General features: G+C 70.9%; 12 protein-coding genes and 1 pseudogene. 4 read left to right on the forward strand and 9 right to left on the reverse strand.

The genetic code is table 11. From position 1 onward, the window contains the following. The 5 genes and pseudogenes from SD626R_RS00560 to SD626R_RS00580 all read right to left on the reverse strand — a co-directional run. A pseudogene (locus tag SD626R_RS00560) lies at nucleotides 1–506 on the reverse strand (aminotransferase class I/II-fold pyridoxal phosphate-dependent enzyme); the annotation flags it as partial. Between the two features lie 109 nt (nucleotides 507–615). Next, on the reverse strand, nucleotides 616–798 hold the full coding sequence (locus SD626R_RS00565) for a DUF7511 domain-containing protein (protein ID WP_092562040.1): 183 nt from the start codon (nucleotides 796–798) through the stop codon (nucleotides 616–618). Nucleotides 799–908: 110 nt separating this feature from the next. Next, complete coding sequence (gene hisF, locus SD626R_RS00570) at nucleotides 909–1,724, reverse strand: imidazole glycerol phosphate synthase subunit HisF (protein WP_092562043.1); 816 nt, start codon at nucleotides 1,722–1,724, stop codon at nucleotides 909–911. A gap of 72 nt (nucleotides 1,725–1,796) precedes the next feature. Next, the gene (locus SD626R_RS00575; RefSeq protein ID WP_092562046.1) at nucleotides 1,797–2,825 is read right to left on the reverse strand and encodes a glycosyltransferase family 2 protein; all 1,029 of its coding nucleotides are present in this window, start codon (nucleotides 2,823–2,825) and stop codon (nucleotides 1,797–1,799) included. A gap of 62 nt (nucleotides 2,826–2,887) precedes the next feature. After that, nucleotides 2,888–3,160, reverse strand: a complete 273-nt coding sequence (locus SD626R_RS00580; RefSeq protein ID WP_092562049.1) for a helix-turn-helix domain-containing protein — start codon at nucleotides 3,158–3,160, stop codon at nucleotides 2,888–2,890. Nucleotides 3,161–3,436: 276 nt separating this feature from the next. Between SD626R_RS00580 and SD626R_RS00585 the strand changes: the two genes are divergently transcribed. Continuing rightward, nucleotides 3,437–4,162: a class I SAM-dependent methyltransferase gene (locus SD626R_RS00585; protein ID WP_092562052.1), complete on the forward strand. Its 726-nt coding sequence runs from the start codon at nucleotides 3,437–3,439 to the stop codon at nucleotides 4,160–4,162. Nucleotides 4,163–4,211: 49 nt separating this feature from the next. On the opposite strand, the gene SD626R_RS00590 is transcribed toward SD626R_RS00585, so the two are convergent. Further along, a complete protein-coding gene (locus SD626R_RS00590; protein ID WP_092562055.1) occupies nucleotides 4,212–4,589 on the reverse strand; it encodes a hypothetical protein in 378 nt (125 codons plus the stop codon). Nucleotides 4,590–4,836: 247 nt separating this feature from the next. Here SD626R_RS00590 and SD626R_RS00595 point away from each other — a divergent pair, with 247 nt between their 5' ends. Both SD626R_RS00595 and SD626R_RS00600 read left to right on the forward strand, forming a co-directional pair. Continuing rightward, nucleotides 4,837–5,613, forward strand: a complete 777-nt coding sequence (locus SD626R_RS00595; RefSeq protein ID WP_092562058.1) for a bacteriorhodopsin — start codon at nucleotides 4,837–4,839, stop codon at nucleotides 5,611–5,613. A 65-nt stretch (nucleotides 5,614–5,678) separates the two neighbouring features. Continuing rightward, nucleotides 5,679–5,903, forward strand: a complete 225-nt coding sequence (locus tag SD626R_RS00600) for a hypothetical protein (protein WP_092562061.1) — start codon at nucleotides 5,679–5,681, stop codon at nucleotides 5,901–5,903. A 65-nt stretch (nucleotides 5,904–5,968) separates the two neighbouring features. Here SD626R_RS00600 and SD626R_RS00605 read toward each other — a convergent pair whose 3' ends face one another. Both SD626R_RS00605 and SD626R_RS00610 read right to left on the reverse strand, forming a co-directional pair. After that, the gene (locus SD626R_RS00605; RefSeq protein ID WP_092562070.1) at nucleotides 5,969–8,047 is read right to left on the reverse strand and encodes an AAA family ATPase; all 2,079 of its coding nucleotides are present in this window, start codon (nucleotides 8,045–8,047) and stop codon (nucleotides 5,969–5,971) included. Between the two features lie 208 nt (nucleotides 8,048–8,255). Next, nucleotides 8,256–8,672 (reverse strand): TRAM domain-containing protein, encoded by a 417-nt coding sequence (locus SD626R_RS00610; RefSeq protein WP_092562064.1) that lies wholly within the window; start codon nucleotides 8,670–8,672, stop codon nucleotides 8,256–8,258. Between the two features lie 92 nt (nucleotides 8,673–8,764). On the opposite strand from SD626R_RS00610, the gene SD626R_RS00615 reads away from it, so the two are divergent. Then, entirely contained in the window at nucleotides 8,765–9,670 is a 906-nt protein-coding gene (locus tag SD626R_RS00615; RefSeq protein ID WP_092562067.1) for a dihydrodipicolinate synthase family protein, read from the forward strand. A gap of 13 nt (nucleotides 9,671–9,683) precedes the next feature. Here SD626R_RS00615 and SD626R_RS00620 read toward each other — a convergent pair. Next, a partial coding sequence (locus SD626R_RS00620) for a YkgJ family cysteine cluster protein (protein WP_141651408.1) occupies nucleotides 9,684–10,088 on the reverse strand: 405 nt, incomplete at its 5' end.

A 10,088-nucleotide genomic window follows, 5' to 3' on the forward strand; every position in this document is an offset into this window, starting at 1 on the left:
GGCCCGTGGGATTGTGCGGCGAGGTGACGTAGACGATCCGCTCGCCGCCGTACGCGGAGAGGACGGTCCTCCGCGTCCTGTGTGAACCCGTCGGCCGGGTCCAGTTCGTACTCCGCGACCTCGCCGTGGTGGTACCGCGCGGACATCGCGTAGTAGGCGAAGCCTGGGCTCGGGACGAGCACCTCGTCGCCGGGCGACAGCGTCGCCCGCGAGAGGTAGTCGATGGAGCCGTCCGCGCCCGGCGAGACCCACACCTGTTCCGGTGTGACGTCCCACATCTCTGCGATCTTCGCGGTCAGGTCCGTGTGCGAGGACTTGGGATACTGGTGGACCCGGTCTGCGTGCTCGCGGATCGCCTCTACGGCCGCCGGGCTCGGCCCGTGCGGGTTCTCGTTCGAGGAGAGCTTGATCAGGCCGTCGGGGTCGAGCCCGCGGTCGCGGGCCACCTCCTCGACGCCCCGGCCGGGCACGTACGGCGAGTGATCGGAGAGATCCCGTGGGTGCATGGGGACGTATCCGAGCGGGGCGCTCTTAAGGGTGGCCGAACGGATCAACGAAGCGCGGTCGCTCCCTCGTCGCCGCTATCCGCCCCGACCGTGACGCCGGTCCCGAGTGCTACCGCCACTCCGACCGCGGCACGCAGTCCGACTCTCGTACCGTGATCCAGCGCGTCGTCCGGTCGTCCGGGTCGCGATCCCGCTCGAAGAACGTCACCTCCCCGTCGGCCGAGCCGCCGTCGGTCCGCTTGCAGACGAGCGCCGGGCGCTCGGCACGGACACGCGTCGATGACGTGGACATACGTCACGATTCGCTCGGCATCAAATAATAACTGTTGGTTTTCGAACGATTAGAAACAACTGTGGTTGTAACGGCTACTCACTCGCTCGGAGTACCACGTTCCCGTTCACCTACAGTCGAACGGGAACGCCGCGCTCGTCGAGGTACGCCTTCGTCTCCTCGATGGAGTAGTCGCCGAAGTGGAAGATGGAGGCGGCGAGCCCCGCGTCGGCGTTCGCCTCGGTGAACACCTCGTACATGTCCTCGGGGCTCCCGCAGCCCGAAGAGGCGATGACGGGCGTCGAGACGGCGTCGCACACCGCTTTCATCAGGGGAATGTCGTAGCCGTCCTTGGTCCCGTCCATGTCGATGGAGTTGACGAACAGCTCGCCGGCGCCGCGCTCCTCGGCCTCCTTCGCCCACGAGACGGCGTCGATCCCGGTGCCCTCGCGGCCGCCCTTCTTGGTGCACTCGAACCACACCGTCTCGCCGTCGTCCTCGTAGAAGTGCTCGCCCGCGTCGTCGTACCGGCGGCGCGCGTCGACCGAGATGACGATACACTGGCTGCCGAACGCCGCGGCGCCCTCCTCGATCAGTTCCGGACGCTCCAGGGCGCCGGTCGTGATCGACACCTTGTCCGCGCCGGCGCGGAGGGTCTCCTTGATGTCGGCCTTGGTGCGGATGCCGCCGCCGACGGTCAGCGGGATGAAACACTCGTCGGCGACCGCGTTCACCACGTCGAGCATCGTCTCGCGGCCCTCGGCGCTCGCGGTGATGTCGACGATGACGAACTCGTCGGCGCCGGCGGCGTTGTACTTCTTCGCCAACTCGACCGGGTCGCCGGTGTACTCCAGGTTCTCGAAGTTGACGCCGGTGTACACCGCCGCGTCGCCGTCGTCGTCGAGGTCGACGTCGATACAGGGGATGATGCGCTTCGTGAGTCCCATTCGTTGCCGGAGCGTAGGCCGCCCCCTCGGTTAAAAGACGCGGGGACGGGCGGGCGGTTCGCGCCGCCGGTGTCACTCCTCCCGCTCTCGTCGATCGTACTTCGCGACGGCGCGGTCGGCGCGCTTCGAGAGCCCGTTCGGGTTCCGCGCCGGGCTCCGGTCGCGGCCGCGGGCGACGAGGCCGTCCGAGCTCCCGCCGGCGAGCCCGACGAGCACGTCGCGGCCGGTCGCGACCCACCGCGAGGGCGTCGATTCGCCGCGGACCACGTCGGCGGCCGCGCCGACGGCGTCCGTCGCGGCGTGTGAAATCACCCGCGCCGCCACCGTCGGGCGCACGCCGTAGTTCTTCAGCAGTCGGTACGCGAGCGCCCGGTACTTCCAGCCCCACTCGCGGGCGCTGCGCCCGCCGTCGGCGGCGGCCGGGTTCGGCAGCTCCTTGGTCACGGCGAGGCCGTCGCGCCACGCGACCTCGCGGTCCATCCGCGCGAGCCGGTGGGCCGCGTCGCGCGCGCCGCCGGTCCGGAGGTACTCGTCGAAGCCGTCGAGGTCGCGGAGCGTCTCCCGCCGGAAGGCGACGTTTCCGCCCGCGAAGTAGGTGACGTCGCGGCCCGCGATCGTCCGGCGTTCGGGGGCGGCGTCGCTCTCGTTGACGTCGCCCTCGGCCCTCCCGTCGCCCTCGTCGGTATCGCCCTCGTCGCCCACGTCGGCGTCGCTCTCGGCGCTCGCGGCGGCGCCGTCTTCGGCCGGGCGGGACGGCTCGATCGGCGTCACAGGTCCCGTCACCGCGTCGGCGTCGGCGAGCCCGGACCGGACCGTGTCGAGCCACCCCTCACCGATCCGGTTGTCGTAGTCGACGAGGGCGACCGCGTCGCCGGTCGCGACCTCGATGCCGGCGTTGCGGGCGACGTTGACCGTGCGGTCCGAGACCTCCACGAGCACGTCGACGTCGTCGCGGTCGCGCACCATCCCGGTCGTCCCGTCCGCGGAGGGGCCGTTGGCGACGATCACCTCGGCGTCGGGGGCGTGCGTCGCCAGGGCGTCGAGACAGGCGGCCAGCCGGTCCCGCCCGTTGAGGGTCGGTACGACGACCGAGAGCTCCATACGTCCGGGTATCGGGGCGAGGGATTAAAAAGGGCTCCGTGCGGTTTCGCTTGGGGTGCCGGTTACGTCGTCAGGTAGTAGACCTGCTTGCGAGCGTCCTTGAAGCTGTAGCGGGAGTCGACGAGCCCCTCCTCCTCTAAGCGGTTGAGCGCGTAGCGGACGGTGCGGTCGGGGAGGAGCGACTCCTCGGCGAGCCCGCCTTGCGAGAGGGGCGAGTCGCCCTCCAATACCTTGGCGACGAGCTTGGCGCTCGGGGGAAGTTCGCGCAAGCGGTCGCGGTACTCGCTCTCCGAGAGGCGGTCCTGGTCGGCGGTCTCCGCTGGACTGGTACTCATGTCCTACCGGATTGCTCGCCTATTGGTAAAGGTTAGCTACATATTGGGGAATCCGATTGGGATAATATAATGTGTTAATATCACGTTTCGGTCGATCGGCTGGGACTCGACCGAGCCCGTCCCGATTGAGCCCGTCCCGATTGAGCCCGTCCCGACGAGCGGGCGGCCCCCCGGTCGAGTCGTCGAAAGGCGACTCGACCGCGACCCGCGGATCACGCCTCTGTCCCCGACCGCATCCAGTACGGTTTTGTCGGTCGGGCGTGCAGTACGGACAACGTGAAGGGACAGGACTGGTACCAGGCCGACGAGGTCGCGGAGGAGTACGAGGACGTCCGATTCTCGGGCGGCGGAGAGCTCATCGATCGACGCGAGAAGGAGGCGGTCCTCTCCGCGCTCGGGCCGATCGAGGAGGGCCACCGCGTGCTGGAAGTCGCCTGCGGCACCGGTCGGTTCACGACGATGCTGGCGGATCGGGGCGCCGACATCGTCGGGCTCGACATCTCCCGGGAGATGCTCGAACAGGGCCGCGAGAAGGCGGCCGAGGCGGGGCTGTCAGACACCGTGGAGTTCGTGCGCGGCGACGCCTCCCGGCTCCCGTTCCCGGACGACCACTTCGACACGGTGGTCGCGATGCGATTCTTCCACCTGATGGACGACCCGGTCCCGTTCGCCCGCGAGCTGTGCCGCGTCAGCGCGAACCGGGTGTTCTTCGACACGTTCAACAGCCGCAGCCTCCGGACGCTGTACACCTGGCTGCTCCCGATGGGCTCCCGGCTCTACTCCGAGCGACAGGTCGTCGACATGCTGCGCGCGGCGGACCTCACGCTCGCCGGCGAGGAGCACGACTTCGTCCTGCCGTACGGCTTCTACCGCGAGCTCCCCGGTCCCGTGGCGAGGCCCTTCCGCGTCCTCGACGAGCTCGTCGGCGACACGGTCCCGGGCGACTACGTCGCCTCCGTCTCCTACTGGGACGCCCGCGTTCCGACCGACGGCGACGGCTGAGCGACCGCCGGCACCTCGGGCGCCTCCGGCTCGGGCGCGCCCGCGCGTCTCAGTACGTGTGGACGACCTCGCCGCACCGCCGACACTCGATCGTGTCGCTCCGGAACAGTCGCTCCTTCTTCTCCGTCGGCCCGTTGCACTCCGGACAGACGCCGAGGTTCCGCCCGTCCGCGACGCGGGCCGAGAGGTCGAGGAACCGGCCCTCCAGCTTCTCGATCTGTTCGGACTGCTCTTCGACCACGGACTCCAACTCCTCGATGGTCTCCTCGCGCTCCTCCAGCGCCGACGAGAGCTCCTCCACGCGGTCCTCGTACGTGTCGAGCGCCTCCATGTCGAGCGCCGCCGCCTCCGCCTCGGTCTCGCGCTCCGTCGTTTCCTCGGTCTCGTCGGTCGTTTCGGTCTCCGTCTCGGTCTCCTCGTTCGCCATACGGGCACTACGAACGCCAGGATGGTTTACTTTCGGGTCACCAGTAAGGCACCGGCCCCACCTGACGAGCGATCGGCCCGAGATCCGCGCCGTACCGGCGGATCGGGCGCCGATCCCGCGTCTCGAACGCCGTCTCCGGATCCGACGCGGGCCGGGAGCCGGCGAGTCGTCGCGACGGAGCGCGAAGGCATACCTTACTATGCTGTGTCGAAGTTGAATAGACTATACCACATACGTAGAGGTGCGTATGGATCCGACAGTACTACAGGCAGGGTTCGACGTCCTCGGGGACGGTCGGCCCGAAACGCTGTGGCTGGGTATCGGGACGCTATTCATGCTTATCGGGACCTTCTACTTCATCGTCAAGGGCTGGGGGGTCACCGATAAGGACGCTCGCGAGTACTACGCGATCACGATCCTCGTTCCGGGTATCGCGACGGCGGCGTACCTGTCGATGTTCTTCGGCGTCGGGCTGACCGAGGTCGAAGTCGTCGGCCGCGGTACGCTCGACATCTACTACGCGCGGTACGCCGACTGGCTGTTCACCACGCCGCTGCTCCTACTCGACCTCGCGCTGCTCGCGAAGGTCGACCGGGTCAGCATCGGCACGCTCATCGGCGTCGACGCGCTGATGATCGTCACCGGTCTCATCGGTGCCCTGTCGAAGACCATGCTCGCGCGGTACACCTGGTGGCTGTTCAGCACCATCGCGATGATCGTCGTGCTGTACTTCCTCGCCACGAGCCTCCGTAGTGCGGCGAAGGAGCGCGGCCCCGAGGTCGCGAGCACGTTCAACACGCTGACCGCGTTGGTCCTGATCCTCTGGACGGCCTACCCGATCCTGTGGATCGTCGGGACCGAGGGCGCCGGCGTCGTCGGTCTCGGCGTCGAGACCATGCTGTTCATGGTGCTCGACGTGACCGCGAAGGTCGGCTTCGGGTTCATCCTCCTGCGCAGCCGCGCCATCATGGGAGACGCTGAGGCGCCGGAACCGTCCGCCGGAGAGGCGTCGGCCGCCGACTAGGCGTTCCCGACCCCTCGCGTCGACCGTCGAATCGCGGTTTCATTTTTCACACTCATACACGATACATGTCCAACGAACCAACCGAAACCGTCGCCGTACTGAACCTCACGTCGGTCGCCGGCATCGTCGTCTGTTTCGCCGCCGCCGCCGTCGCGCTGTTCGCGCTGCCGACGCTGGAACGTCAGGGTATCAGCTTCGAAACCGCGTTCTGGATGGTCTCAGCGGTCGAGCTCGTCACCGTGCTCGGGATCATCTACTTCATTCTCAACCTCCACGAGGAGCGCGGGTAGCCGAGTTTCGGAGCGGCGTCGTCTACGCCTCTCTCAGTCCCGCAACGCCGCCGTCCACTCCCGGCTCAGTCCGGGGGCGTCGCCGCCCGATCGCCGGGCTCGTCGACCGAGGGCGCGGTCTCGGCGAGGGCGCGCTCGAAGTGGTCGGCGTCGACCGCGATCGCCTCCCTCGGGCCGTCGGCGCCGCCGCCCTCGTCGACGATCGTCTCCTCGATGGCGAGCATGGCGGCCTCGCGGACCAAGGCGGCGAGGTCGCCGCCGCTGTAGCCCGCGGTCCGCGCCGCCAGCGCGTCGAGGTCGACCGCGGCGGTCGTCGGCGTGTTCCGGGTGTGGATCGCGAGGATCTCCCGGCGGGCCGCCTCGTCTGGCAGGGGAGTCTCGACGGCCTTCTCGATCCGGCCCGGCCGCAGGAGCGCCTCGTCGATCGAGTCGGGGCGGTTCGTCGCCGCGACGACGACGACGTCCGTCAGGGGTTCGAGCCCGTCGAGCTCCGTCAGCAGCTGGGAGACGACGCGTTCGCCCGCGCCGGTGTCGTCGCCCCGGCGCTTCGGCGAGATGGCGTCGACCTCGTCGAAGAAGACGACCGCCGGCGCGTTCTCCCGCGCGGTCGCGAACAGGTCGCGCACCGCCCGCTCGCTCGCCCCGACGTACCGGTTCAAGAGCTCCGGCCCGTTCACCGAGATGAAGTTCGCGTCGCTGAGGCTGGCGGCGGCCCGCGCGAGCAGCGTCTTCCCGGTGCCGGGCGGGCCGTGCAGCAGCACGCCGGACGGCGGCTCGATGCCGGCGCGCTCGAAGCGGTCGGCGTACTCCAGCGGCCAGTACACCGCGCGGACGATCTCGCGTTTCGCGGCCTCCAGCCCGCCGACCTCGTCCCACGAGACCGACGGGACGTCGACTGCGACGTCCCTGAGCCCGCCGGGATCGACCGACTCCATCGCGGCGTCGAGGTCGGCCTGCCGGACCGCGGTGCGTCCCTCCCGCCGCACGGCCCGCTCCAGCGCGGCGTCGACGAGCACCGCGACGTCGGCGAGGACGAAGCCGTTGATCCGGGTCGCCGTCGCCGCGAAGTCGACGTCCATCGCGAGCGGGACGTCGCGGGCGACGCTCTTGAGCGCCGCCTCCCTGTCCGCGACGCTCAGCGGGGCGAGCTCGACCTCGCGGTCGAAGCGCCCGCCGCGCCGCAGCGACTCGGGGACGCGCTCGGCGTCCGTGGTCACGCCGACGACGACCGTCCCGTCTCCGGCCCGCAGCTCGTCGAGCGTCTCGCGGAGGCGGTCGCCGAGCGTCGCGGCGGCGCCGTCGTCGCCGAGGACCTCCAGGTCGTCGAGGAGGACCACCGCCCGGTCGGCCACGCTCGCGGCCTCCACGACGCGGTCGAGCCGCCGGTCGCGGTCGCCCGCGCCCTCGCCGCGCAGCCGCGCGGCCGAGGCCCTGACGAGGGTCGCGTCGACCGCGGCCGCGACCGACTCGACGAGCGTCGTCTTCCCGGCCCCGCGCGGCCCCTCAATCAGGATCCCGAGCGTCGTCGGGCGGCCGGCCGCCGCGAACGACTCGCGCCCGTCGAGCCGGGTCGCGGCCGCCTCGCGGAGCTCCCGGAACGTCGCCGCGGGGACGACGTTGTCAGCGTCGGGGAGGTCGGGGTCGTCGACGACCGCCGCCGTCCCCTCGTCGGTCGTCACGTCGATCTCGGTCTCCTCGCCGACGACCCCGGGCGAGGACGGCGCCACGTCCTCGACGACGAACGTCAGCGTCAGCGCGCCGCCGAGCAGCGTCGCCGTCACCTCGTCGCCGACGGAGACGGCCGTCCCCTCCAGGCGCCGCCGCAGGGCCGCCGCCGCGCGGGTGAGGTCCATCGACTCGTCGAGCCGGAGGGTGACCGTCGCGGCCGGACCGGCGTCGGCCGGCTCGACCGTGACCGTGTCGCCGAGGTCGGCGTCCGCGTTCCGGCGGATAGGCTCGGGGAGGCAGGCCCCGCCGGGGTCGTCGTCGACGCGCGCCGCGACCGCAACGGTGGCCCGACCGCCGCGGACGCGCACGGTCCCGCCGGGCTCGGCGCCGAGGTCCGAGAGCACCGACGCGGAGAGGCCGACGCGGCGGTCCCCGAGCGACGCGGGGGCGTCCGCGACCGGCAGTCGAACGCTCATGTGCGGCATGGTCGTCGGTGGGTCCGCTCGTCGGCGACGCTCGTCGGCTCCATGCGATCGCGTACGCGCGGCTCGCACATAGAAGCCACGACGATTCGCACGAGGCGCCGCGGCGGGCACGGATCGCGGACCCTCGTCGACGGCGGCGTTCGCCCGCCGCGACCCGCGTCCCCTCGCCGTCGATCTCGGTCCTCGATCCCGCCCGACCTCAGGGCGATTCCTCGACGACCTCGCCGACCGCGAAGTTGGACTTGACCTCCGTCACCTCGATCTTCACGCGCTCGCCGACCTCCGTGTCGGGGACGATGATCACGTAGCCCCGCTCGACGCGGGCGATCCCGTCGCCCTGCTTGCCGAGGTCCTCGATCTCGACGTACCGCATCTCGCCCGGCTCGACCGGGGGCTGCGGCCCGTCGTCGGCGCGGGACGCCGAGACGTCGGCGCCCTCGTCGGTCTCGTCGTCGGCCTCGGCCCCAGAGCGGGAGACGAGCGCGACCCGATACGTCTCGCCGGGCTCCAGCGACCCGGCCTCGATCTCGCGGCGCGGGACGTCGACGACGTACTCGCCGTCGACCTCGCGGACATCGGCGCTGAACAGACAGAGGAGCTTCTCTGAGATCTCCATAGTAGACTCCATCGATACGTAGCGACGGACCAGTATAGTTGTACCGCCGTCGTTGGGCAACGCCTTTCTCCCGCCCGGTCGAACCCGGAGCCATGAGCGATATCGACTTCCGCTACGGCGCCGTCTCGTCCCCGATCGTGACCCCCTTCGACGCCGACGGCGACGTCGACGCCGACGCGCTCGCGAGCCACGTCGAGACGCTCGTCGACGCCGGGCTCGACGGGATGGTCCCCTGCGGCACCACCGGCGAGTTCGCCAGCCTCACCGACGCGGAGCGTCGGACGGTCGTCGAGACGACGGTCGAGGCGGCCGACGGTCGCGTCCCGGTGATCGCGGGCGCCGCGGACACGACCGTCTCGGGTACCCTCGACCACCTCCAGGCCGTGGACGCGGCCGGCGCGGACGCGGGGCTGATCACGCTCCCGTACTACCACAACTCGACGTCGCCGGCGGGCCAGCGGGCCTTCTTCGACGCGGTCGCCGACGACGCACCCCTACCGGTGATCCTCTACGACATCCCGTCGGCGGTCGGCGAGCCGATCGATCCGGACGTCCTCGCCGCGGTGGCCGAGCGCGAGGCGGTGGTCGGGCTGAAGGACACCACCGGCGACGTCTCGGCGGTCGACGTCGCGGTCGACCGGACGCCAGAGGCGTTCACCGTCGTCCAAGGCGTCGACGCCCTGCTGTACCCGAGCGCGTCGCTCGGCGTCGACGGCGGGGTCAACGCCCTCTCCCAGGTGATCCCCGAGGTCTTCGTCGCCCTCGGCGAGGCGCTCCGCGCCGGCGACGACGACCGCGCGCTGACGCTTCACCGCCGGGCGATCGCCCCCCTCTTCGAGCGGTGCGGCGACCACGGGTTCGCGCCCGCGACGAAGGTCGCGGCCGCGCACCGCGGGTTCGTCCCGGACCCCCGCGTTCGCCCGCCGCTCACGCTCCCGGACGAGGCGGCCCGCGAGGCGATCGCCGCCGACGTCGACGCGGCGCTGGACGCGGTGTGAGGGCGGGCTCCTCTCAGTCCCCGTCCACCGGCGTCCCGTCGGCCTCCTTCGGCCCCTCCGAGTCGAAGACGACGACGTCGCCGTCGGCGCGCTCGCTCGCCGTCGGCTCGTAGTTGTCGCGGACGCCGATCGCCTCCTCCAGTTCACGCACCGCGCGCTCCTTCAGCGACGCGGCGAGCGCCTCGGCGTCCTCGCGGGAAATCTCCCGGCCGAGCCCCTCGCACTCGTGGGCGCGGACGATCCCGGCCTCGTCGACCGCCTCGCCCATCGGCTGGCTCGTCCCGTCCAAGGCGACGCTGAACGGGTAGGTCCGACAGATGAGCGGCCGGGCGTCGTGGACGGTGCAGGCCCCCTGTCCGTCCGCCTCCTCGTAGAAGGTGCAGTCGCCGCAGTCGTCGGTCGCGAGCGCCCACTCGAA

Source organism: Halorubrum sp. SD626R (assembly GCF_001261915.1).
Taxonomy (GTDB): Archaea; Halobacteriota; Halobacteria; order Halobacteriales; family Haloferacaceae; genus Halorubrum.